This window comes from Streptomyces sp. NBC_00536 (assembly GCF_036346295.1).
In the GTDB taxonomy this organism is placed as follows: Bacteria; Actinomycetota; Actinomycetes; order Streptomycetales; family Streptomycetaceae; genus Streptomyces.
The window spans coordinates 4380232-4403307 of sequence record NZ_CP107819.1 but is presented as its reverse complement, the minus strand read 5'-3'; the positions used below and the strand labels follow the sequence as shown (position 1 = coordinate 4403307).

Genomic DNA, 23076 nt, shown 5'->3' with positions numbered 1-23076 from the left:
CCGGTGATCGGCTGCCGGTGATCGGCTGCCGGTGATCGGCTGCCGGTGATCGGCTGCCGGTGATCAGCCGGCGGTGATCAGCCGGCGGTGAGGGTGGCGAGGAGGGCCCGGGGGGACAGGGCCGCTCCCGCCGCCGCCTCCCGGTCGTACGCCTCCGCGCCGAGGGCCGCCCTGGTGCGCTCGGGCAGCCCGCGGACGAACCCCTCCTCCGGCACGGACCGCGGGAGCCCGCCCCGCCAGGCACCGGCCGCCGCCAGCGCGCGTACGGACTCGGCGCAGCGGTCCGCGTCCGCCAGCAGCGCCGCGGCCGTCTCGGCGAGGACGGCCAGCACCTGCTCCGCGCAGTGCCCGGTGACCGCCGCCTCCAGCGTCGGCAGGATCACGGCCAGCCCGGCGTCCGGCCCCTCCTCCAGCCGCTTGATGTGGGCCTCCAGATTCGCCAGCCCCGCCGAGAACTGCGCGGGCATGGTCGTCCGCAACGACTCGGCGAGGGCCCGGTCGTGCTCGGCCCGCGCCCGGACCGGATCGCCCTGGTCCAGCGCGATCATCCCGGCGAGCAGGCCGGAGAAGGCCCGTACGTCGCTCCCCCCGGAGCTGTCCGCCTCGGCGTCCGCCGCCGCCAGCAGCCGCAGCGCGCCGGACGAATCGCCCGTGCAGTAGGCGGTCTGCGCGATCCGGGTGAGCGCGAACGGCGCCTCGAAGTGCGCGCCGACCTCACGGGCGAGCCGCAGGCACTCCTCGTACTCGGCGCGCGCCCAGTCGTACTGGCCCCGGGAGAGCGCGACCTCGCCCGCGGCGCTGGACACCTGGGCGCGGGTCCAGCGGTCACCGACGCGGCGGGCGATCTCGTGGAGTTCGGCCAGGTCGGCGTCGACCGTCGGCAGTCCGCCCGTGATGTCGATGGCGACGTGCGTACGGAGCATGAGGGTCACGCCGAGTTCCCAGTCGCCCGCGTACGCACGGCAGTTGGCGACGGTCTCGTCGAGTCCCCGGTGGAAGTCGAGGGCGTCGCCGGTGAGGTACGAGGTCAGCGGCCACAGCATGCCGGGGAAGCGGGCGGTCTCCGGGCCGGGGCGGCGGAAGGCGTGCTGGAGGCGCTCGGCCAGGGCGAGGCGTTCCGGCGTGCGGAACTCCCCGACCGGCCGGGTTTCCGCCATGAGGAACACGCTGAGGAGCTGGAGGCGCATCCAGTTCCAGTACGCGGGGGTGTCGAGGGGCGGTTCGGCCGGGTCGAGGTCGACCACCCGGGCGGTCCATTCGGCGCCTTCGGTGCGGTAGTTGCGCAGCCACCAGAACCAGCCCAGGGCGAAGGCGAGCCGCACTGCGGTCTCCGGGTCGGCGGGCGAGGTGCGTGTGGTGGATATCGAGGTGGTGAAGGCCGTGCGCAGGTTGTCCAGTTCGGTTTCGATCCGGGCGATCCACGGCAACTGCGCCGCCGAGCGCAGGAAGGGTTCCGCTTCCTCGGCGAGGGTCGTGAAGTGGGCCGCGTGGCGGCGGGCGGTGGCGGACCGGTCGGCGGGGTCCTCGGCGGCGCGCTCGGCGGCGTACTCGTGGATGGTCTCCAGCATGCGGTAGCGCATGGCGGCGGAGGCCTGGGCCGTGGCCGGGGCTGGGTCGGCCAGGACCAGGGATTTGTCCACCAGGGCGCCGAGTACGTCCGCCACGTCGGCGATGTCGGCGAGATCGGGGCCATCGGGGCCATCGGGGCCGGGGTCGGCGCAGACGGCTTCGGCGGCGGTCAGGTCGCAGCCGCCCGCGAAGACCGACAGGCGGCGCAGGACCGTACGTTCGGACGCGTCCAGCAGGTCCCAGGACCAGTCGACCACCGCCCGCAAGGTCTGCTGGCGGGGCAGGACCGTACGGCTCCCGCTCGTCAGCAGCCGGAACCGGTTGTCGAGGCGGTCCGCGATCTGGCGCGGGGTGAGCAGCCGCAGCCGCGCCGCCGCCAGCTCGATGGCCAGCGGCAGCCCGTCCAGGCGGGCGCAGATCTCGGCGACGGCGGCGGGATCGTCGGCCACGGTGAACCCCGGCCGGGCGGCGGCCCCGCGGTCGGCGAACAGCCGGTGCGCGGGGTCGGGCGGCAGCGGCTCCACGGGGCGGACGTTCTCGCCGGGCACGCCGAGGGGTTCGCGGCTGGTCGCCAGGATCCGGACGCCGGGGCAGTGCGTGAGCAGCCGCTCGGCCAGCTCGGCGGCGGCGCCGATGACGTGCTCGCAGTTGTCGAGGACGAGGAGCAGGCGGCGCTGGGCGCAGTGCTCCAGGAGCTGGGCGGTGGGGTCCTGGGCGGCGGCGGGCTTCTCGCGGCCGACCAGGGCGGTGTCGCGCAGGCCGAGGGCGCTGAGGACCGCGGCGGGGACGGCCGCGGGGTGGTCCAGGCGGGCCAGTTCGACCAGCCAGACCGGTTCGAGGGGGGTGGTGTGGTCGGCGCGCGCCGCGTGCTGGGCGCCCGCGTGCTCGGCGAGCCGGGTCTTTCCGGAGCCGCCGGGGCCGGTGAGGGTGACGAGGCGGGCGCGGGACAGGTCGGTGTGCAGGGCGGCGAGTTCGGGTTCGCGGCCGACGAAGGAGGTGAGGCGGGGGCGGAGGTTGCCGCGGCGCTCCGGGGCGGGGGCCGGGGTGGGGGCGGGGGCGGGGCGGAGGAGGTCCGCGTGGAGGGCGGTGAGTTCCGGACCGGGGTCCGTGCCGAGGCCTTCGGCGAGGGCGCGGCGGGTGCGGTCGTACGCGGCCAGGGCGTCGGCGGTGCGGCCCGCGGCGCGCAGGGCGCGCAAGTGCTGGGCGCGCAGCGGCTCGTCGTACGGGTGCGCCGCGATCAGCGCCTCGATCTCCGGGAGGAGGGTGGCCGGATCGGTGCTGGGGGTGCGGAGTTCGGCCTCGATGAGGTCGCGGACCGCGGCGGCGCGCTGGGCCTCGGGGCCGGTGGCGTGACTCGCGCGGGTGGCGGGGTCCGGGAGGTCGGCGAGGGCCGGGCCGCGCCAGAGGGTTAGGGCGGTGCGGAGGGTGGGGGCGGGGGGCTGCCCCGTGGGGGTCGGGGTGGAGAGGGCCTGGGCGGCCTGGCGGGCGAGGCGCTGGAAGACGTACAGGTCCACGTCGTCCCGCGTGGCGGGGAGGCGGTAGCCGCCGGTGGGGTCGGCCTGGACCGTGTCCTTGCCCCCGAGGGCGCGACGCAGGCGGGAGACGAGGGCCTGCAGGGCGGCGGGGGCGTCCTGGGGCGGGTCCTCGCCCCAGACCTCGTCCACGAGGACGGAGACGGGGACGGCGGGGCCGCCGGCCCGGAGCGCGAGGGCGGCGAGGAGCGCGCGAAGGCGGGCGCCGCCGAGGGGGAGGGGGGCGCCGGAGTCGTCACGGGCTTGGGTGGTGCCGAGGATCAGGTACCGCACGGGGTCATTTTGCCTTGGGGGTGGCGGGGTGGGGGACGTGGCCGCCGCTGCCCGGGGGCGGGGCAGGGGCGGGGGCGCCGCTGCCCGGGGCTGGTCCCCTACCCGCCCCTTCCCGAAACCGGGCTCCGCCCGGACCCGGTCCTCAAACGCCGGACGGGCTGGATTTCAGCCGCCCGGCGTCTGAGGACCGCGCCACGCGACAGGCACGGGCCCCGCCAAACCCAGCCCGTCCGGCGATTGCGGACCCCCCAGGGGCCCGCCCAGGCCACATCCAGCCCGTCCGGCGATTGAGGACCCGCCGGAGGCACCCCAAGCCCGCGGCACCGCGACAGGCCCGGGCTCCCGGCCACACCCAGCCCGTCCGGGCCGCTGAGACCCACCAGAGGCACCACCTCAGGCCAAACCCAGCCCGTCCGGCGATTGAGGACCCGCCGGAGGCGCCCCAGGCCCGCGCGCCGCGACAGGGCCGGGCCGCCGGGGGAAACCCCAGCCCGCCCGGCGGTTGAGGGCGCCTCCGGAGCGGGTCAGGAGAGGGCTGGGCGGCGGAGGGGGACGCCGGTGGGGACGGCTCGGCGGCGGGGGGAGGAGGTGCCGGTCCAGCAGGTGCCGCGGCGGGCTAGGAGGCGGCGGAGCCAGAGTTCGACCGAGACGAGTTCCGCGAGGCCGTCGAGGGGGACCGGGTGGCCGTCGGCCGCGTCGATCAGGGCCTGCTGGATGACCCGGGCCTCGATCAGGCCGGCGTCCGCCAGGAGCGGCGCGGTGAAGAGGGCGAGGAGCGGGTCCAAGGCGGCGCGCAGGCCGAGGCGGACGGCCGTTTCGTTGGCGGAGTGGGCGGGGGCGCCCCAGCCGGGCGGGAGTTCGCGTACGCCCGTACCCGCGAGGACGGTGCGCAGGACGGCGGCGCGGGCGCCCGGCTGGACGCGCAGGGATTCGGGGAGGGCGCGGGCGGCGCGGACGACCTGGTTGTCGAGGAAGGGGGCGTGCAGGCGCTGGCTGCGGACCTCCACGGCCTGTTCGAAGACCCGGTGGTCGGCGGCGTGGCGGGTCAGGACCGAGCGGGCCCGGGCCTCGCCGGGGCGCAGCGAGAGCGGGGGGCGGCCCGCGGCGGCGGCGAGCCGGACGGCGACTTCGGCGAGGGCTTCGCCGGTCAGCCAGCTCGCGGCGGGGCCGGGCCGGCACCAGGTGAGGGCGGCGAGGGAGGCGTCGAGCGGGCTGGCGGCGCGGCCGGGCAGGAGGCCTTCGCGCAGCCGGGCCGCGGCCGCTTCCATGCCCGCGCGGTAGGGCGTACGGGCGAGGCGGCGGGCGGCGGAGTACACGGTCAGCGGGACGAGCAGGGACTGGCCGGAGGACTGGCCTTCGGCGCCGGCCGAGCGGGCGAGGGCGGCGACGGGGCGCAGCAGGTGGCGTCTGCGGCGGTCCATGAGGAGGTCGGCCAGCCGGGCGGGGTGCGCGTCGAGGACCTGGCGGGCGCCGTGGCCGACGAAGTGGTCGGCGCTGCCCGCGGCCAGTCGGCGCCGGTCGCGGGCGGCGAGGACGAGGGAGGGGCCGGGTTCGTCGGTGAGCGGGCCGTCGAGGTCGGCGTAGGGGAGGGCTTCTTCGGCGGCGGCCACGACGACGTGGTGCAGGCGGGGGTTGGCGGCGATGGCGTGGGCGCGTTCGAGTTCGCCCTCGCGGCCCTGGGGGGTGGTGAGGTCGTTGAAGGTGACGGCGAGGAGGCGTTCCCCGGCGCCGGAGCCGTGGCCGAGGACGGTGCCGGGGGCGCCGGGGAGTCCGGCGGCGAGGAGGGCGAGGGTGGCGGAGGCGCTGCCGCCGGAGAGGTCGGCGCCGACGCCGGGGGCGGGGGCGCCGCGGGCGGCGCGGCGGTCGGCGGGGCCCATGCCGGGAACCGGCCCGGGGTCGTGGGGCAGGGTGTCGGGGGCATGGCGGGGCGCCGTGAGCCGGGCGCGCACCGCATCGACCAGTGCTTCCCGCACGCCCTCGGTGGCGGCCCCGGGTTCCATCTCGGGGGCGGCGACGGCGAGGGAGGCGACGGGCTCGTATCCGGTGATCTCGCGGGAGCCCTCGCGCAGGATGATCGCGTGCCCGGGCGGGATCCGGCGGACGCCCGCGTACGGTGTGCCGTCGCCCAGTGCCTCGGGGCTGTCGGGGCAGGCCAGCAGGGCGGCGAGGTGGCCGATGTCGAGCTGGGCTTCGATCAGGTCGGCGAGCGGGAGGGCCGCGGTGGCGTACGCCGTTCCGCCCGCCCAGGGGGTGTAGAAGACGGGCCGGGCGCCCGCGAGGTCGCCGACGACGGTGATCCGGCGGCCGGCCTGGACGACGGCGGTGTAGCTGCCGGGCCACTGGGTGAGGTGGCGCAGGGCGCCGCCGCGGGCGGCGTAGAGGGCGCGGCGCAGTTCGTCGTCGCGGGCGCCGCAGCAGCCGAGGACGGCGAGCCGGGTGAAGGGGTCGGCGGGGTCGGCGGTGACGGTGCGGATCTCGTCGGGGCGCCAGTCGCCGACGGCCCACAGGGGGTCGGGGTCGCCCCACAGGAGCTGGGCGCCGACGGGGTGCAGGGTGCGTTCGGTGTATTCGTCGGGCTCGCCGTAGGCGTCGTACGCGCCCTGGTCGTCCGGGTACGCGCCGCCGCGGCCGTAGCCGGTCGCCTGGGCGGCTCCGGACGGGCCGTGCGGGGTGTGGGAGGCGTAGGAGGCGCGTGGGACGTCCGCGAGGCCGCCGCGCAGCCCGTCGGCTGCTCCTCGGCCGGGTTCGCCGACGCGCCCGGCCGTGCCGAAGCTTGCGGCGATACTGCTCCAGCCCACCAACCACCGCATAGCCGTCTCCCCAGCCTGTGGGCACGTGACCGGGGCCGGACGGCCGGACGGCGGGACCCCGGGTGGCTCGGGTCCATGCTGCCACGAGACAGGCGTGCGAGAGTGGCTTAGGGGGGCGCACATGCAAACGAACACGCCCCGCGCACGCGGTATTTGGCGTTCCGTGCCTGCCGCCCCATAGGTCGGTTTCGGCCATTCTTCAGCCGTACTGAGTGCCCTGGCGCGGGCGCGGTCCGGGAGGCGGCGTCCGCCCCCCGGACCGTACCGCCACCCGCGGGGATTGAGGCGGCGGTGTCTCCCGGCCCGCCGGATCCACGCGCCGGGCCGACCCACGCACCGCACATCGAATCGCCGGGCCCCGGGGCGGGCCAGAGCGCACGGGCGGGCGCACGGCCACACGGGCGGAGCACGCACTGACACGTGCGCCCCGGGCGCAGCCCCGGCCACGACTGTGCGTACGGACAACAATCTCGCCATCCGGAAGGCGGGGCCTTAACGCTTGGGATGCGGCGAACTACGCTGGGTTTACGTTGCCGGGCGCCTATGCCCCGATGACGGTCTGCGTTCCACGTGTGTGACGAGGGGTGGCGCATGTCCAGGGAGCTCCGTGAGCCGAACGAGAAGCTCGGCGCCGTCCTCGCCCTCGCGGGCATCAGCAACGCGGGGCTGGCCCGGCGGGTCAACGACCTGGGGGCGCAGCGCGGACTGACGCTCCGGTATGACAAGACCTCGGTCGCCCGGTGGGTGTCCAAGGGCATGGTGCCGCAGGGCGCGGCCCCTCATCTCATCGCCGCCGCCATCGGCGCGAAGCTGGGGCGGCCGGTACCGCTGCACGAGATCGGGCTGGCGGACGCGGACCCCGCGCCCGAGGTCGGCCTCGCCTTCCCGCGCGATGTCGGCGCGGCGGTGCGCTCGGCCACCGACCTCTACCGGCTCGACCTCGCGGGACGGCGCGGGGGCGGCGGGATCTGGCAGTCCCTGGCCGGGTCCTTCTCCGTGGCGGCGTACGCGACGCCCGCCTCGCGCTGGCTGATATCTCCGGCGGACGGCTCGGTCGCGCGTGAGGCCGTCGCGCGTGAGACCACTGCTCCGGCCCCCCTTCCCTCGGGCGGTACGGGCGCCACGGGCGCCGCTCCGGCTCGTACGGGCACTGCTCCGGGCGGTGCGAGCGGCGCTCCGGGCGGTACGGGCGCCACGGCGGGTGGCGCTCCGGGCGGCCCGGCGGCCCCGGCCGCATCGCCGCCGACCTCCTTTGTGCCCGCGCAGTCCGGCCCCGAAACGCCCCGCGCGCCCGGTCAGCCGACGGCCGCGCACTCCCCGGACCCCTCCCCGCAGCGGGTCGGCCACAGCGATGTGGCCAAACTGCGCGAGGCGGCCGAGGACGCGCGCCGCTGGGACTCCAAGTACGGCGGCGGGGACTGGCGTTCCTCGATGGTCCCCGAGTGCCTGCGGGTGGACGCGGCCCCGCTGCTGCTGGGCTCCTACACCGACGAGGTGGGCCGGGCGCTCTTCGGGGCGACGGCCGAACTGACCCGGCTGGCCGGGTGGATGGCCTTCGACACCGGCCAGCAGGAGGCCGCCCAGCGCTACTACATCCAGGCGCTGCGCCTGGCCCGCGCGGCCGCCGACGTGCCGCTCGGCGGGTACGTCCTGGCCTCGATGTCCCTCCAGGCCACCTACCGGGACTTCCCGGACGAGGGCGTCGACCTCGCGCAGGCCGCCGTCGAGCGCAACCGGGGGCTGGCCACGGCCCGCACCATGAGCTTCTTCCGGCTGGTGGAGGCCCGGGCGCACGCGAAGTCGGGCGATCCGGTGGCCGCCGGGGCGGCGCTGCGGGCGGCGGAGGGCTGGCTGGAGCGGGCGCGGGACGGGGACCCGGATCCGACCTGGCTGGGTTTCTACTCGTACGACCGTTTCGCGGCGGATGCGGCGGAATGCTACCGGGACCTCAAACTGCCCCGGCAGGTCCGGCGGTTCACCGAGCAGGCGCTGTCCCGCCCCACCGAGGAGTACGTGCGCTCGCACGGGCTGCGGCTGGTGGTGAGCGCGGTCGCCGAGCTGGAGTCCGGCAACCTCGACGCGGCCTGCGCCGCCGGGACCCGGGCCGTGGAGGTCGCGGGGCGGATCTCCTCGGCGCGGACCACGGAGTACGTACGGGACCTGCTGCACCGGCTGGAACCGTACGGCGACGAGCCGCGCGTCGCCGAGCTGCGCGAGCGGGCCCGGCCACTGCTGGTCACTCCGGCGTAGCCCACGCCCGGCCCACCGGTGGCCCGGCCGCGTTGTCAGTGGCGGGGTGCAGTATGCGGGGGTGGGAGGTGGCAGCTGCGTGGACCGTGATGACTTCGCTGAGTTCGATGACTTCGATGACCTCGATGACCTCGATGACGATGCGTTCGATCGGCGCGACGAGGTCGACGACTTCGATGTGCTGGTGATCGGCGGCGGGCTCGTCGGCCTGTCGACGGCGCACGCCCTGTCGCGGCTCGCCCCCGGTACGCGCGTGGTGGTGCTGGAGCAGGAGCCCGGGCCGGCGACCGGGCACCACGGCGGGGTCGTTCACAGCGGGGTCATCCACAGCGGGGTCATTCACAGCGGGATCCACCACCGGCCCGGATCGCTCGCGGCGCGCTACGCGGTGCGCGGCGCGGCCGAGATGGTCCGGTTCTGCGCGGAACACGGCATACCGCACGAGGTGACCGGGAAGCTGATCGTCGCCACCGAGCGGGCCGAGCTGCCGCGGCTGCACGCACTGGTCCAGCGCGGGCGGCGGCACGGGATCCCGGTGCGGGAGCTGGGCCCGGCGCAGATCAGGGAGTACGAGCCGGAGGTCCGCGCGCTGGCCGCGATCCGTGTCGCCACCAGCGGGGTCGTGGACCGCGCGCGGGTGGCGGAGCAGCTCGCGCGGTCCTCGGGAGCGGAGATCCGGTACGGGGCGCGGGCGGAGCGGATCGGGCGGCGCCGGGGCCCGGGCCCGGTCCCGGGGGGCCGGGTCTCGGTGCGGACCGCCTCCGGCGAGGTGCTGCGGGGGAAGGTGCTGGTGAACTGCGCCGGGGCGCGGGCCGACCGGGTCGCGCGGCTGGCGGGGGACGAGCCGGGTGTGCGTCTCGTTCCGGTGACGGGCGGAGTTCCAGTCCGGGGGGACGGGGGTGGCCACGGCCCGGTGCGGCCTTCGCCGGGGCGCGGGCTGGTTCAGGTGGTCCCGGACCCGGGGCGGCCCTTTCCCGGGGTGCGGGCCGTCCTGCCGGACGGGACGCCGGTGGACGACGTCCTGGTCCGGGAGGCGGACGGGGTGGTGCACGTGCTGGACGGCGGGGTGCCGGGGGTGGCCGGGGTGCTGCCGTTGGGGGGTGCGGTGGGGAGGCGGGTGGTGCGGATGCTGCGCGGCTGACCGTTGTCGTTGCCTCCGGCGGCGCCTCAAACGCCGGCGGGGCTGAAATTGGGCTGATGTGGCCGGGACAGGGGACGCCGGTGATTGAGGTGGCAGCCCGGCCCGGGTCGTAGAATCGGGGCATTGTGTCTGAGTCACTGAATCCGCAGCCCGGTACCCCCGACGCCCCCGAGGGGGCGGCTTCCCATGTTCCGCCGCGCTGGCGCACGGAGCCCCGGTTTCCCGACGGGCCCGCGCCCGATCCGGCGGGCTCGCACCACGAGCGCCGGATCCGCAGCTTCCAGCCGCGCCGCAGCCGGGTGACCACCGGCCAGGGTGAGGCGCTGCGCCGGAAGTGGTCGACCTGGGGGCTGGACATCGACGGGCACGAGGTCATCGACCTCGACAAGCTCTTCGACGGCCGACCCGTCGTCCTGGAGATCGGCTTCGGCATGGGCGAGGCCACCGCGCAGATGGCCGCCGCCGACCCGGACACCGGGATCCTGGCCGCCGACGTGCACACGCCCGGCCAGGGCAATCTGCTCGCGCTCGCCGAGCGGAACGGCCTCGACAACATCCGCGTCGCCAACGGCGACGCGATCATCCTGCTGCGCGAGATGCTGGCGCCCGACTCCCTCACCGGGCTGCGCGTGTACTTCCCGGACCCGTGGCCCAAGGCCCGGCACCACAAGCGGCGGCTGATCCAGCCCGAGTTCCTCGACCTGGCCGCGACCCGGCTGGCCCCCGGGGCCGTACTCCACTGTGCGACCGACTGGGAGCCGTACGCCGAGCAGATGCTCGAAGTCCTCGGCGCGCACCCCCGGTTCGAGAACACGCAGGCCGACGGCGGTTACGCGCCGCGCCCCGGCTTCCGGCCGCTGACCCGGTTCGAAGGCCAGGGCCTGGACAAGGGGCACGTCGTACACGACCTGCTGTTCCGCCGTACCCCGTAACGGGGATAACGGCCAACGTCACTGCGAGTGTCGGACCCGCTCGCTAGGGTGATGAGGTGTTCCGAGCGCTCCCCGGTGTGCTCGCACGTCCGTCGGGCGCGGTCCGCATGTGCGTGCTCGTCACCCTGCTCTCCTGTCTGGCCCTGTCCGGCGCGGCCATCCTGGAGCTGGTGCGGGAACAGACCGGCACCGCCGGGTTCTTCGTCGGTCTCGGTCTGGCCCTGCTGCCGGTGGCCCCGCTCATGGCGGCGTTCCGGTGGCTGGGCCGGGCCGCGCCGCTGCCCTGGTCCCGGCTGCTGTTCTGCGCGGGGTGGGGGGCGTGCACCGCGGCGCTGATCGCCATAGTCGCCAACAACTTCGCGACCGAGTGGATAGCCTCGGCCGCCACCGACCCCTCCGCCGCCGACCAGCTCGGCTCGGTGGCGATCGCGCCCGTCGTCGAGGAGATCGCGAAGGCCGCCGCGCTGCTGCTGGTGTTCACCTTCCGAAGACGGCATTTCACCGGCCCCGCGGACGGCCTGGTCATCGCCGGGTTCACCGCCACCGGTTTCGCCTTCACCGAGAACATCCTCTATCTCGGCAATGCCTTCGGCGAGGACCTGCACAGCGGCACCAGCGTGCTCGACTCGATGACCGCGGCCACCTTCTTCGTGCGGATCATGCTGTCGCCGTTCGCCCACCCGCTGTTCACCGCGCTGACCGGGCTCGGCCTGGGCGCCGCCGCGCGCAGCGTCCGCCGCCCGGTCCGGACCGGGCTGCCGCTGCTGGGGCTCGCCCTCGCCATGGCCGCGCACGCCCTGTGGAACAGCTCGTCCGGGCTGGGCGCCTACGGCTTCTACATCGTCTACGGCTGTGTGATGGTCCCGGCCTTCGCGGCGCTGGTCTGGCTGGCCGTCCGGCTCCGGCGCGGGCAGCTGCGTACGGTCGCCCGCGAGCTGCGGGTGTACGCGGGCGCGGGCTGGCTGGGCCCCGCGGAGGTGCCCGCGCTCGCGTCGGTGCCGGCCAGGTCGCTGGCCCGCGCGCTGGCCCGGAGTGCGGGCGGGCGTCCGGCGGCCCGGGCGGTCGCCGCCTACACGGCGGACGCGGCGGCCCTGGCCCTGCTGCGCGACGAGGCCCGCTGCGGCGGACCGCGCCGCGCGGTGGACTTCGCGGACCGCGAGCGGGAGCTGCTGGAGCGGCTGTGGCGGGGCCGGGCGGCCGCGGGCCCGGCGCTGGCCCGGGCGGCCGTCATGGAGGAGCTGTACGCGGCGCCGCCGGTGCGGGCAACGGCCGTGGGGCGCCCGCCCGTTCCGGTGCCGGTGCCGGTGCCGGTGCCGGTGCCGGTGGCGAGGAGGCCCGTACCGGCTCCGATGTCCGTACCCGTGCCCGTACCCGCTCCTAGACGTTCAGGCCCTTGCCCTGGAGCCACGTCAGCGGGTCCCGCGTCGCCCCGTCCGTACGTACTTCCAGGTGGAGGTGGGGTCCGGTGACATTGCCGGTGGCTCCGACCCGGCCGATCGTCTCGCCGGTGGCCACCGTGCCGGAGGTCACCGACATCGAGGAGAGGTGGCAGTACCAGACCTCCGTGCCGTCGGAGAGCCGGAGCACGATCCGGTAGCCGTACGAGCCGGACCAGCCCGCGGAGATGATCGTCCCGTCGTGCACCGCCTTGACCGGGGTGCCGGTCGGGGCGGCGAAGTCGAGTCCGGTGTGCATCCCGGAGGACCACATGGAACCGGCGTCGCCGTAGTGCGAGGTGAGGGTGTAGGCGGAGGTGGGGAGGGCGTAACCGCCCGCCGCTGCCGGGGCCGCGTCCGCCGGCTGCTGCGCCGCGGCCGCCGCCTTCGCCTGTTCCTGTTCCTGGGCCTTCGCCTGCTCCTGGGCCTTCGCCTCGGCCTCCGCCTTGGTACGGGCGGCCGCCTCGGCGGCGGCCTGCTTCTGCCGGGACTCCTCGGCGGCGCTCTGCCGCGCGGCCCGCTCGGTCTCCGCCTTGGCGGCGGCCGCTGCGGCGTCCTGCTGGGATTCGGCCTGCTGGAGGATCCGGTGGCGCAGCACCTCGCCCGCATCGAACCCGGCGGCCGACTGCCCCTGGGCGGTGCCGGTCCCGGTGGCCGAGCGCTCCTGGGCCGCGCCATGGTCCCGCGTCTGGACGATCCCGTTCTCGGAGCCGTCCCCGGCGTGGTCCGCGCCCCCGTCCGAGCCGCCGAGAGCGCCCAGGTCACCCAGGTCGCCCAGGGACGGGATGCTGATGGCGACCTGCGGGCGGCCCTGCGCGGTGGCGATCCCGCCCGCGCCGACGGCGGCGATGACGCCGACCCCGAGCACGGTGGAACTGCGGGCCAGTCCGCCGCGCTGGCGTGCCACGCGGTGCTTGCCGCGGACCGGGCGGGCCGAGTCCTCCGTCGGGTTCCACTCGCCCCAGGCACCGGCGGTGGGGGACTCCTGGACGTCGACGCCGTCGGGGGCAGGCGGTTGGGACGGCACCGGGGCACACTCCTCGAAATCCGCGCGCACGCGCACTGTGCCGTCTCTTGCGACGGTTGTGGCGACCGCGCTGCGTTATCGAACGGTAATAGACACCGGGGAGTGATTCCAAGCAGTTGCGATTGATCGTTCACGCCAATCGGCCACCGGCCGACCGGCTTTGGCCTGGACTTTCCCGTACCTTCCCGTGTGAACCAGGTCAAAAAGGTGCACAAACTCGTGCATCTCCAGCCACACGCTCTTCATGACGGTCCGTCAATCGCCTTGCGGAGCGCGGCCTTTCGCTCACACAGGGTGAGCGGGAAGCTGTCATGGAGTGTCCCGGCGCACCACCGGTACGGTCCGCCGCCGGGCCGGCTGGCCCTCGCCCGGCCGGGCCACCGCCAGCAGGGCCATGTCGTCCGTCGCGCCGCCGCCCGTGTGGTGGCGTACGTCGGTGATGAGCGCGTCCAGCACCTCCTCCGGGCCCGGAAAGATCCGCCCCCGCAGCCGGGCCGGAGGATCGTAGAACTCCCCCGCCCGGTCCCGGGCCTCGTTCAGCCCGTCGGTGTACAGCAGCAGCGTCGCGCCCGCCGGGAAGTCCCACTCCTCGGCCCGGTCCGGCCAGCTGCCCAGCTCCCCCATGCCCAGCGGCAGCGCCGCCTCCGCCGGGTGCAGCACGGCCAGGGAACCGTCCGGGCCGAGCAGCAGCGGTTCGGGATGGCCCCGGTTCACGATCCGCAGCGCCCCGGTCCCGCGCGGGATCTCGGCCAGCACACAGGTGGTGAACCCCTCGACCGCGTCCAGGCTGTCGCGCCGGTTGCCCTCCCGGGCCAGCGCCCGCTCCAGCCGCCGGGCCACCCCCTCCAGGGCGGCCTCCTGCTCGGCCGCCTCCCGGAAGGCCCCGAGGACCACCGCCACCGCCTCCACCGCGCCCAGCCCCTTGCCCCGTACGTCGCCCACGGCCAGGCGCACGCCGTACGGGGTGTCCTGGACGGCGTACAGGTCCCCGCCGATGAACGCGTCGGCCTCCGCGGCCTCGTACCGGGCGGCGATGTGCAGTCCCCCGATCCGGTCGGCCGGGGTCGGGAGCACCGCGCGCTGCGCCGCCTCGGCGATCCCACGCGCGGAGGCCAGCTGTGCTCCGCTGCGCCGCACCACCCGGTTGATGAGGACGGCGAGCCCGGAGACGGTCAGGACGGTGACCAGTTCGGTGAGGGCCTCCCCTTTCCAAGTGGTGCCGTTGTGGACGTGCAGCGCGACCACCGCGAGCGAGGCGAGGACGCCGGTCAGCACGGTCGCACCGAGGGCGAAGAGCGGCGCGGCGACCAGCGGGGCGGCGGAGAAGAAGGGCGAGCCGGTGTAGTTGGGCGGGGTGGTCACGTCGAAGACCAGGCCCAGGACGACCAGGAGCACCGGGAGCATCCGGACGAAGCGCCGGGCCAGCCGGGTCCCGCCGCTGACCGCCCCGCCGTTGGTGTCGCCCTGCTGCCCCAGCCCCACCAAGATGCTCTCCTGCCAGGTCCCTCGCGCGGGTGCGGGCCGCTGCCGCCTCGCCCTCCAGGGTGTGGGCCGCGGGGAGCCGGGGCGAACCGGCCGGAGCCGTTCGGGTGACCCGCCCACCTGACCCAGGCGTGTCCCGGGAACGACGAAGGCCCGGATCCGTGAGGATCCGGGCCTTCGTCTTCGCCCCTGAGGGCTTTCGTAGCGGGGGCAGGATTTGAACCTACGACCTCTGGGTTATGAGCCCAGCGAGCTACCGAGCTGCTCCACCCCGCGTCGGTAAACCCAACTCTACGCCATCCGGGGCGGACCTCCGACCAATTAACGGCGGGCCCCCTCCGCCCACCCCTCGGCCCGGCTCAGAGCCTGGCCAGGAACCCGGTCAGATTGCCGGTCATCCGGTCGATCTGCTCCTCCACGGTGAGCGTCTCCTCGAACCGGCCGCCCGGCTCGGGCAGCTTCTTGCCCCGCACGTAGAGCGAGCAGGCCAGGTCGGTGCACATGTACAGACCGAGCGAATTCCCCTCGCGCCCGTCCTTGCCGCGCTTGCGGGCGGTCATCAGCGAGACCCCGCTGCCCGCGTGGAGGGTCAGGCACAGGCCGCACATGCTGCGGTGCAGCGCCCTGCGCTTGACGGACGGGAAGCGCAGCGCCACCCCGACCGGTCCGCCGCCGTCGGTCCCGCCGGTCACCAGGTAGCTGCGGTCGGGTGCGGACAGGTCGCGCCAGCCGAGGAAGTCGAGGTCCTCCCACGGGCGGGTGGCGAGGTCCCGGGGCAGCGGTATCCGGGAGGCCTCGCCCTTGGAGCAGTTCACGAACGAGCCCCGGATGTCCTTCTCGGTCAGTGCTTTCATGGGACACACGCTAGGTTTACCTAGACCTCCTAGGCAAATGATTAATGCCTATCGGAAAAACCCGACCCTCTACGGATCCACCCGCCACCGGCGCCCGACTCGCCCCCCACGCCCCGGGGTTGGCGCCCCGGACACCCCTCCCCCGGCGAACCCACCGCACCCACCCGGCCGTTCGGCCGGCCCCGGATGGCGGGAAACCGCCGGAGCCACTCCGGGCGATACCCGATCGGCCACGCGCCCCTCTCCGGCTATGCTCTGGGGTGAGCACTCCGCGGGCCATTAGCTCAATTGGCAGAGCAGCGGACTTTTAATCCGTTGGTTGTCGGTTCGAGTCCGACATGGCCTACTGCTCACAGGGGAGGGGAAACCCTCTGACCTGGCACTTAGCGCCCCACCCGGTTTCGGCCGGGTGGGGCGCTCAGTCGTTTCCGGGCCGGTGCGTGAGCGGTGCGTGAGCGGACGGCCCGTCATGCCCTGGTCAGGAGGCGGACGAGCGGGCACGAGGCACCAGCTGGGCCGCCGCTTCGGCCGCTGCCTGGTCGACCTCGGGGAGCAGGCTTGTGTACGTGTCCGAGGTCAGCGTGATCGTGGAGTGCCGGAGGGTCTCCTTGATCGTGTGGAGGTCGCCGCCACCGCCGTGGGTGAGCGTGGCCGAGACGTGACGCAGGTCCCGGAGGGTGATCGGCGGCAGGTCGGTGCGGGCCAGGATCTGGCGGAAGGTCTCCGAGGCGGTCTCGGGGTGGAGCCAGGCGCCGTTCTCCTGGGTGAAGACCTTGCCGGTGTCCTGCCAGGCCTTCCCCCACCTCTTCCGCTCCTTCAGCTGGCGTCGAGGAGGGCACCGAACTGAGCCGGGGTCCACACCATGACGGGGGAGGGCTTTTCGCCGGTGAGGCGCCACCGTTCCACGCGGGCGTCTGTCCACAGCAAGGGCTTCGGACGCTTGCCGGATTCCAGCTCGACGTGGGACGCAGGGTTGTTACCTGGCGAGCGGCGAGGTGGAAGGCGCCGGGACGGAACTCGCCGCGGTCCTCGGCGCGGATCAGTACACCGCAAGCATCACCATCAGGCTTCGCAAACTGGACACGCTCATCGGCAGCGGCCAGCACCTCGCAGCCCGCCAGTCCCTCTGCCAATGGCAGACCCCACGACACGACCTCCCCGGCATCCTGGGCACAGTCTTCGACGATGTCAGGAAGTGACCGACCCCGGGCCCGTGGTCGCGCACCTGGCCTCGTACGAGGCGTGGGCTGGCCAGATGGGCGTCCCGTTCACGGAGACGATCGAACGGGCCCGCCAACGGGTGGACGAAGCCATCCAGGCGGAAGGCGCGTTCCGGGTCACCTGCCTTGGCGGATTCCTCGTCCGCCGAGCAGCGCACGCATAGAACAGTATCCTTGAGCTGCGGTGACGCCTTCCGCAACCCAGGCCGACCGGACTTGGCCCCAGGACCTGTGGCTTCCAAGCGGGCCAGGAAGGCCGCCACCAGCCAACAGCCGCGGTCAAGCGGCGGGGACCGCAACTTCCAGCAGAGCCTCAAGCTCCGCGACGGCCTCAGGTTCACCGGGTCCACGTGTGTACCTAGCAGAGCGGCAGTGCCCTCGTTCCACTCCGCCTGCCCTATCTCCCCAACCTCCAGAGCCGCGTACAGACGCCGACCCTCCGGGTGGTCGTTGAGAGTGCTGCGCCACGCCTCCGGGTCCAGTCCTTCGGATACGCACCACGACGCGAAGGCGCTGTCCGCCCTCGTCGACTGGGTCAGCGTGATGACCTACGACTTCACGGGAGCCTCGGACACGAGGCCCTGCGGACCGCATTCCGAAACCCTGCGCATCAAGCGACAGAAGGACTACCTGGGCGATCAGCAGGGCACGTGGCCACCCACGCGGTCGGGCCACAGTGACCCCGAGGCTCGCGAGGCAGAAGCCCCCCGGCTACAAGGTCGAGCGCTGGTGGGAAATCGTAGAGGCCTACGGCCCGTCCCGCGCCCTCAACGGAAAGCCCAACATCAAGGACATCGGCGAAACGCCCCGGCCGCCGTTCCGGAAGGGCCAGTCCGGCACGTACGCGTACAAGAACAACGTGTGGTTCGAGACTCCGGCCACGGCCACCACCAAGCTGAACTTCGCCCAGATCGTCGGAATTTGGAAAGCGTGGTGGGATAAAACCCCTCACGAGTTCGAATCTCGTATCCTCCGCCTCGGCATCTTCGGCAACCGGTCGGCCGGGGCTTCACCCCGCTCTGGGTCAGAGGGCTACCGGCCGTAGCGGGTGAGGACGAGGGCGCCGACCTGCTCCGCTGACAGGCACTCCAGGTTCGTGTGCGGGCCGTCGGCCGGGAAGAGCCTCTGGCCGGCGCCGAGGACGGTGGGGAAGGTCATCAGCCGGTACTCGTCGACCAGGTCCTCGGCCATCAGCTGGCGCACGATGCCGAGGCTGCCCATGACGACCACGTCGCGGTCCTCGCGCTTGACGGCCTCGACGAGATCGCCGTCGAGGGGCTGGGAGTTCGCCCAGGCCGAGGTGTCGGTCAGGGTACGGGTGGCGACCAGCTTCGGGACGGCGTTCATCTGCGCGGCGAACGGGCCCTCACGGTGCGGCCAGAGGTTCGAGAACTGCTGCCAGGTCCCCCGCCCCTGCAGCAGGACCCCCTTCTCCAGCGTGCTCCCGATCCGGAACTTGTCGCCGTCGATCTCCTCACGGCCGAACCGGAACAGCCAGCCGCCCTCCGGCGTGCCCGCAGAGCCGTCGGGGTCGGACACGACCCCGTCCACGGTGGTGAACGCGATGACGATGACGCTCATGATGAGTCTCCTTCGGTGTGGTGTTCACCAGTACGTACCGGCGACACCGCCCGGACTCATCGCTCCCGGCGCAGCTTTTCGGAAGAAATCCGCGAGGGAAGGCCGAAGACCTGCAGCAGTCCTGGATCGGCAAAGACCACGTTGTGCGTGATTCGGCCACTGTGGACGGTGAAGACCTGCAGACTGTGGAGTCGGAAGGCGTCCGCTGTCTCCGCCGCAGGCAGGTACGTGGCGAGCGCGGGCTGGCCGTTGGCGGTGAGCTGCCGTGTGGCCCAGCCTCGGCCGCGCATCTCGAACACCCGGTCCATGAACCGGCCGTAGTCCTGACGACCGAGGTACCACAGCGGGACGGGCGGCATCTCGAGGATCGCGTCCTCGGCCAACAGCCGTACAAGGGCAGGGACATCGGCCGCCTCGAAGGCGCGGGCGTAGCGCTGGACCACCTCGCGCGCCTCGGGACTGTCCGGTTCGGTGAGTTCGGTGAGCTCGGTGCGCCCACCGGCGAGGGTGACGCGGGCGCGCTGCAGGGAGCTGTTGACCGCCGCGACCGTGGTCTCCAACTGGCCGGCGACCTCTGCGGCGGTGAACCCGAGCACCTCACGCAGCACGAGTACGGCCCGCTGTCGTGCCGGCAGCAGTTGAACCGCCGCCACCCAGGCGAGTCGCAGGTCGGCGCGCGTCTCCAGATCGAAGCGGGTGTCGGGGAACGGCTCCAGCCAGGGAACGTCCGGGGCCGGCACGAGTGGCACCCTCGGGTCCTCACCGGGCGCGCCGAGACCGGACGGCAACGGACGCCGCGCGCGGCCTTCCAGCGCGGTCAGGCACACGTTGGTCGCGATCCGGTACAGCCAGGTCCGCACCGAAGCCCGGTCCGGGTCGTACCGGTCCCGCGCCTTCCATGCGCGCAGCAGCGACTCCTGCACCTGGTCCTCGGCGTCCTGGTAGGAGCCCAGCATCCGGTAGCAGTACGCCGTCAGTTCACCCCGGTACGGCTCGAAGTCCACCGGTCCATCATGCCGGACCCCGGCGGCGGAAGGCCCGGTCCGGGCTCAGCGGGCTCGCAGGGTGCGGGTGCTTTGGTCCGGCACGAAGGCCGGCACCAGGGTCGGGTCGTTGAAGGCGGTGATCCGGGCGATGCGGTCCCCGCGCAGGGTCAGGACCTGGATGCCGTAGGGCTCGTACCGGCCGTCGCCCGCGTGGCGCTCGACGACGAAGGCGGGCTGGCCGTTGGCACGGGTGGGCGTCATCCGCCACAGATCCGGTCGCAGGACACGGGCGGACAGGAAGCCGAGGACGGCCGGGCGGCCGGTGAACCAGGTCGGGGTCGGCGGCATCTCCAGCTCGACGTCGGCCCGCAGCAGCTTGACCAGCGCGGCGGCGTCGGCGCGGGTGAAGGCGTCGACGTAGTCGTCGAGGAGGCCGCGCCGGATCCCCTCGTCCGGATCGGCCAGCTCGTCCGCGACAGGCGCGGCCTCGGCCAGACGAGCCCGGGCGCGGCGGAGCGCGCTGTCCACGGCCGCGATGGTCGTGTCCAGCACCTCCGCCACCTCGGCCGTCCGGAACCCGAGCACGTCGCGCAGGGTCAGCACGGCGCGCTGGCGGGCGGACAGGTACTGGAGCGCGGCGATGAAGGCGAGGCGCACGCTCGTCCGCGCAGCCACGACCGACGCCGGGTCGCCGGCGCCGAACCGAGCGTCCGGCGCCGGCTGGAGCCATGCCACCGTCGGCTCGCGGGGAGCCACCTCCACCCGGTGGTCGTCCGACGGCGCGCCCAACCCCGACGGCAGGGGCCTGCGCTTGCGCGTCTCCAGTGCCGTCAGGCAGGCCATGGTGGCGATCCGGTACAGCCACCGCCGCAGCGAGGAGCGCCCCTCGAAGCCGTCGAACCCACGCCACGCCCGCAGGTAGGTCTCCTGCACCAGGTCCTCGGCGTCGTGGATCGAGCCGAGGATCCGGTAGCAGTACGCGAGCAGTTCCGGCCGGAACGGCTCGGCCAGGGCGGTGAAATCGGCGTTCGACGGCATCGCGGATCCTCCTCGGAGTGCGACGGGGCCACTGTAGGCGGCGGTGGGCGGCGTGGCCGGGTGGCGGCTCAGCCGATCAGGCGCAGACCATCGCCGCCGAGCCGGTACTCCGCACCGCTGTCCCGGTTCCCGGCGAGTTCCAGGACGGCCTTGCCGACCTGCTCCAGGCGGAGGATCGGCTGCCGTCCCTCGATGAAGGTCTCCCGATCGACACCCACCCGCGCGGCGTAGCCCGTCACCCCGACCTCGCCCACCCCGCCGACCGGGGTCATGTCCGGCAGCACCGTGACGAACCGGATTCCCAACCCGGCCCGCTCGGACTCCTCGGCACCGTACTGACGCAGGTAGCGGACGGCGGCCTTGGCGCTCGCGTACCCGCCGCTGAGCGGGGAGCCACCCAGAGCGGCCCCGCTGGACATCGACAGGACCAGGCTGCCCGGCGCCAGCGGCTCCCGCAGCGCCGCCCCGGTCCAGGCGAACACGTGCCGGGTGTCGACCTCCCAGTTGCGACTGAAGGTCTCCCAGGTCTGCTCCTGCACGGGCGCCATGTGCGGCGTGGCCCCGGCGTTGAGGACGAGCAGGCTCGGGCCATGCGTGCGGATCACCTCCGCGGCGAGCGCTTCGTCGGTGGCGTCTGCGGCAACGGGCGTGAAGCCCTCGCCGAGATCGTCGCGTACGGCGCGCAGCCCCTGCCCGTCGCGGGCGATACCGATGACGCGGGTTCCCCGGGCGACGAGCGCGGCGGCAATCGCGCGCCCGAAGCCACGGCTGGCACCAGTGACCACAGCGGTCTGAACGGGATCTGACATCGGAGACTCCACGTGGTGGTCGGGTTCGGTACCTATCCAGACCAGCGGCGGGCGGAAAAACCGTCGCCCTCGCGGAAAGATTTTTCGGAGGATCGAGGGCGGATCGCGCACCGCACGGATCGGGCCGCCGCGGCGTACCCGACCGAGCGCTGGCGCCCCCGGCTGGAAGGCCGCGCTCGCCGAGATCCTCGCGTTCGCCGACGGCCGGCCCCTGGTCGCCCACAACGCCGGGTTCGACTTCAGCGTCATCCGGGCCGCCTGCGACGCCGAAGGCATCGCCTGGCCCGAGCTTCGGTACACCTGCTCCCAGGTCGTCGCACGCCGCACCTGGCAGCTGCTGTCCTACGGACTGCCCCATTGCATGGACGCCGCCGGCCACGCCTTCACCGACCACCACCAGGCCGAAGCCGACTCCAGGGCGTCCGCCGAGATCATGCTCGCGGCGATGCGTGAATCCGGCACGACGACGCTTGATGAGCTGCTGGACAAGCACCAGATCCGCTGGGGCTCCATGACGGCCGACAACCAGTGGCGCGGCAGCCAGTACCAGGGCTCGGGCCGCCGCGATCGCAGGCCTGTTCCCGGCGCCAACCCCGACGCCGATCCCGACGGGGCCCTGTACGGACTGACCGTCTGCCTCACTGGCAAGCTCACGGCGATGGAGCGGCCCGAGGCGTTCGCCCGCCTCGCCGAGGTCGGCGCGCAGCCCACGAAGAACATGACCAAGAAGACCGACATCCTGGTCTCCGCCACGCAGACCCAGCTCAAGCCCGGCGACACGCTGAGCGGCAAGTTGAAGGACGCACAGGCTCTCCTCGACGCCGGCCAGGCCATCGAGGTCGTGGACGAGGACGAGTTCCTCCGCCGTCTCGGGGCCTGACAGACAGGCCCCTGCGGGCGGCAAGAGGCCAGGTCACCGGGGTCCGATGCGTGAGCGATGCGTGAGCGGACGCGAGGGGAAGGCGGGGGCTGGAGCGGATCCAGTAGCACGCCGCATCCGTCTGACCAGGCACGTCCGGACCCCGCCGGACCGAGCGGAACGGCCCGGCATGATCTTGCCGGGACTTTTAATCCGTTGGTTGTCGGTTCGAGTCCGACATGGCCTACTGCTCCCGGGCCGAGGGAAAGCCTCTGACCTGGTACTTAGGGACCACCTACCGATGTTGGTAGGTGGTCCCCAAGTCGTTTCCAGGCCCGTGGGTGAGCGATGCGTGAGCAGACGGCCCGTCATGCCCTGGGCCACCTCGATGGTGCGGCGTGGCGCCCATGACCCCACCCCGCTGCCAGAGGGCGTACAAGTAGCTGTCGACCGCAGGTCAGTGGTCGGAGTAGCTGAAATCGCCCATGGTCCAGGCGCTGACGTTCTCGATCGAGACGCGGTACATGCCGCCCGTCTCCGGGATGCCCACGGTTCCCTGCAGGATCCGCGCCACATGGAAGTGCAGATGCGTGGGTGGCCCCTCCTTGGGTGTCGTGGCGGTGAAGATGGCGGAGAACTCGCCCAGACGGGCGGAATCCGTCAGCACCTCCGACACCCGCTGCCTCCACACGGCTTCGGGGGCGAGCCGGCCGGTGATGACAGCACCGCCGGTGACCACGGTCAGGGACATCTGGTTGCTCTGCTCGGACTCCACCAGGGCGGCGACGTTCACGAGCAGCTCGTCAGGCTTCGACATGGGAGCCGATTCTATTGCCCGCCCCGCCCTGCGGGCCCGGCGCATGCGATCCGCTCGCCCAGCACGCCGAGGCGCGCAGGCGCTGCGTCGACCGGAGGCGGTGCCACCCGCCGGCTGCCCCGCGCACGGATACAGGCCACGTTCGACCCCGATTACCTACCCGTCGAACACGCGAAAATCTGTGACGGCCGCAGTAGACATTCGATTGCGGCGTGGTTATGGTTTCTCTCGTAGCCGAGATCGAGCAAGGCCCGGAGGGACGAACTGCCGGGCATCAGTACATGCAGTGCGCAGGACGGTGCGGTGGTGGAGTTCCGAAGCCAAGGTTGTTGCTTGATGGCGACGGAACTGACGACCGGACCGGGCGGCCCGCAGTGATCAGGGGCTGCCACGAGCAGTACCGCAGTTAACGCAGTGGCAGTTCAGAAAGTGCAGTTCGCACGACCAGCAGTCGCAGTCC

14 protein-coding genes, 2 tRNA genes and 5 pseudogenes are annotated in these 23076 nt (G+C 73.6%); 8 read left to right on the top strand and 13 right to left on the bottom strand.

Features of this window, described 5'->3' with window-relative positions:
- Positions 1-77: 77 nt before the first annotated feature.
- Both OHS33_RS19360 and OHS33_RS19355 read right to left on the bottom strand, forming a co-directional pair.
- Complete coding sequence (locus OHS33_RS19360; protein ID WP_330331667.1) at positions 78-3374, bottom strand: BTAD domain-containing putative transcriptional regulator; 3297 nt, start codon at positions 3372-3374, stop codon at positions 78-80.
- Between the two features lie 524 nt (positions 3375-3898).
- Positions 3899-6184, bottom strand: a complete 2286-nt coding sequence (locus OHS33_RS19355) for an asparagine synthase-related protein (RefSeq protein WP_330331666.1) — start codon at positions 6182-6184, stop codon at positions 3899-3901.
- Between the two features lie 591 nt (positions 6185-6775).
- Between OHS33_RS19355 and OHS33_RS19350 the strand changes: the two genes are divergently transcribed.
- The 4 genes and pseudogenes from OHS33_RS19350 to OHS33_RS19335 all read left to right on the top strand — a co-directional run bounded on the left by OHS33_RS19350 (position 6776) and on the right by OHS33_RS19335 (position 11976).
- Positions 6776-8434, top strand: a complete 1659-nt coding sequence (locus OHS33_RS19350; protein ID WP_330331665.1) for a sporulation protein — start codon at positions 6776-6778, stop codon at positions 8432-8434.
- A gap of 178 nt (positions 8435-8612) precedes the next feature.
- Positions 8613-9515, top strand: a pseudogene (locus tag OHS33_RS19345) (FAD-dependent oxidoreductase); the annotation flags it as partial.
- Between the two features lie 185 nt (positions 9516-9700).
- Positions 9701-10507 carry a tRNA (guanosine(46)-N7)-methyltransferase TrmB gene (gene trmB / locus OHS33_RS19340; protein WP_330331664.1) on the top strand — a complete coding sequence of 269 codons (807 nt, stop codon included), beginning with the start codon at positions 9701-9703 and terminating at the stop codon, positions 10505-10507.
- A gap of 107 nt (positions 10508-10614) precedes the next feature.
- The gene (locus OHS33_RS19335; RefSeq protein WP_330335105.1) at positions 10615-11976 is read left to right on the top strand and encodes a PrsW family intramembrane metalloprotease; all 1362 of its coding nucleotides are present in this window, start codon (positions 10615-10617) and stop codon (positions 11974-11976) included.
- On the opposite strand, the gene OHS33_RS19330 is transcribed toward OHS33_RS19335, so the two are convergent.
- The 4 genes from OHS33_RS19330 to OHS33_RS19315 all read right to left on the bottom strand — a co-directional run bounded on the left by OHS33_RS19330 (position 11885) and on the right by OHS33_RS19315 (position 15306).
- The gene (locus OHS33_RS19330) at positions 11885-12970 is read right to left on the bottom strand and encodes a M23 family metallopeptidase (protein ID WP_330331663.1); all 1086 of its coding nucleotides are present in this window, start codon (positions 12968-12970) and stop codon (positions 11885-11887) included. The genes OHS33_RS19335 and OHS33_RS19330 overlap by 92 nt on opposite strands.
- 309 nt (positions 12971-13279) lie before the next feature.
- Positions 13280-14374 (bottom strand): PP2C family protein-serine/threonine phosphatase, encoded by a 1095-nt coding sequence (locus tag OHS33_RS19325; RefSeq protein ID WP_330335104.1) that lies wholly within the window; start codon positions 14372-14374, stop codon positions 13280-13282.
- A 280-nt stretch (positions 14375-14654) separates the two neighbouring features.
- Positions 14655-14728 (bottom strand) — tRNA-Met (locus OHS33_RS19320).
- Between the two features lie 83 nt (positions 14729-14811).
- Positions 14812-15306, bottom strand: coding sequence for an FBP domain-containing protein (locus tag OHS33_RS19315; protein ID WP_330331662.1), 495 nt, complete (start codon positions 15304-15306; stop codon positions 14812-14814).
- Between the two features lie 273 nt (positions 15307-15579).
- Here OHS33_RS19315 and OHS33_RS19310 point away from each other — a divergent pair.
- Positions 15580-15652, top strand: a tRNA-Lys gene (locus OHS33_RS19310).
- Positions 15653-15784: 132 nt separating this feature from the next.
- Here OHS33_RS19310 and OHS33_RS19305 read toward each other — a convergent pair.
- Positions 15785-16281, bottom strand: a pseudogene (locus tag OHS33_RS19305) (hypothetical protein); the annotation flags it as partial.
- A gap of 176 nt (positions 16282-16457) precedes the next feature.
- Here OHS33_RS19305 and OHS33_RS19300 point away from each other — a divergent pair.
- Positions 16458-16690 (top strand): annotated as a pseudogene (locus tag OHS33_RS19300) (class I SAM-dependent methyltransferase); the annotation flags it as partial.
- A gap of 168 nt (positions 16691-16858) precedes the next feature.
- Here the strand turns inward: OHS33_RS19300 and OHS33_RS19295 are convergent.
- Positions 16859-17029: pseudogene (locus OHS33_RS19295) on the bottom strand (HAD family phosphatase); the annotation flags it as partial.
- Between the two features lie 173 nt (positions 17030-17202).
- Between OHS33_RS19295 and OHS33_RS19290 the strand changes: the two are divergent.
- Complete coding sequence (locus tag OHS33_RS19290; protein WP_330331661.1) at positions 17203-17571, top strand: hypothetical protein; 369 nt, start codon at positions 17203-17205, stop codon at positions 17569-17571.
- Here OHS33_RS19290 and OHS33_RS19285 read toward each other — a convergent pair.
- The 4 genes and pseudogenes from OHS33_RS19285 to OHS33_RS19270 form a co-directional block, all read right to left on the bottom strand.
- On the bottom strand, positions 17559-18107 hold the full coding sequence (locus tag OHS33_RS19285) for a dihydrofolate reductase family protein (protein WP_330331660.1): 549 nt from the start codon (positions 18105-18107) through the stop codon (positions 17559-17561). The two genes, OHS33_RS19290 and OHS33_RS19285, sit on opposite strands and share 13 nt — an antisense overlap.
- A gap of 56 nt (positions 18108-18163) precedes the next feature.
- Positions 18164-19114, bottom strand: a pseudogene (locus tag OHS33_RS19280) (sigma-70 family RNA polymerase sigma factor); the annotation flags it as partial.
- Positions 19115-19156: 42 nt separating this feature from the next.
- Complete coding sequence (locus OHS33_RS19275) at positions 19157-20131, bottom strand: RNA polymerase subunit sigma-70 (RefSeq protein ID WP_330331659.1); 975 nt, start codon at positions 20129-20131, stop codon at positions 19157-19159.
- A gap of 68 nt (positions 20132-20199) precedes the next feature.
- Positions 20200-20940, bottom strand: a complete 741-nt coding sequence (locus tag OHS33_RS19270) for an SDR family oxidoreductase (protein WP_330331658.1) — start codon at positions 20938-20940, stop codon at positions 20200-20202.
- Positions 20941-21301: 361 nt separating this feature from the next.
- Between OHS33_RS19270 and OHS33_RS19265 the strand changes: the two genes are divergently transcribed.
- The gene (locus OHS33_RS19265) at positions 21302-21820 is read left to right on the top strand and encodes a hypothetical protein (protein ID WP_330331657.1); all 519 of its coding nucleotides are present in this window, start codon (positions 21302-21304) and stop codon (positions 21818-21820) included.
- A 436-nt stretch (positions 21821-22256) separates the two neighbouring features.
- Here OHS33_RS19265 and OHS33_RS19260 read toward each other — a convergent pair whose 3' ends face one another.
- Entirely contained in the window at positions 22257-22616 is a 360-nt protein-coding gene (locus OHS33_RS19260; RefSeq protein WP_330331656.1) for a hypothetical protein, read from the bottom strand.
- Between the last annotated feature and the right edge of the window lie 460 nt (positions 22617-23076).

Excerpts from the sequence above, each read along its gene's own strand:
- OHS33_RS19355 (WP_330331666.1), bottom strand. The coding sequence starts at position 6,184 with ATGCGGTGGTTGGTGGGCTGGAGCAGTATCGCCGCAAGCTTCGGCACG.
- OHS33_RS19350 (WP_330331665.1), top strand. The coding sequence starts at position 6,776 with ATGTCCAGGGAGCTCCGTGAGCCGAACGAGAAGCTCGGCGCCGTCCTC.
- OHS33_RS19335 (WP_330335105.1), top strand. The coding sequence starts at position 10,615 with ATGTGCGTGCTCGTCACCCTGCTCTCCTGTCTGGCCCTGTCCGGCGCG.
- OHS33_RS19325 (WP_330335104.1), bottom strand. The coding sequence starts at position 14,374 with ATGCTCCCGGTGCTCCTGGTCGTCCTGGGCCTGGTCTTCGACGTGACC.
- OHS33_RS19315 (WP_330331662.1), bottom strand. The coding sequence starts at position 15,306 with ATGAAAGCACTGACCGAGAAGGACATCCGGGGCTCGTTCGTGAACTGC.
- OHS33_RS19285 (WP_330331660.1), bottom strand. The coding sequence starts at position 18,107 with ATGAGCGTCATCGTCATCGCGTTCACCACCGTGGACGGGGTCGTGTCC.
- OHS33_RS19275 (WP_330331659.1), bottom strand. The coding sequence starts at position 20,131 with ATGCCGTCGAACGCCGATTTCACCGCCCTGGCCGAGCCGTTCCGGCCG.
- OHS33_RS19270 (WP_330331658.1), bottom strand. The coding sequence starts at position 20,940 with ATGTCAGATCCCGTTCAGACCGCTGTGGTCACTGGTGCCAGCCGTGGC.
- OHS33_RS19265 (WP_330331657.1), top strand. The coding sequence starts at position 21,302 with ATGGACGCCGCCGGCCACGCCTTCACCGACCACCACCAGGCCGAAGCC.
- OHS33_RS19260 (WP_330331656.1), bottom strand. The coding sequence starts at position 22,616 with ATGTCGAAGCCTGACGAGCTGCTCGTGAACGTCGCCGCCCTGGTGGAG.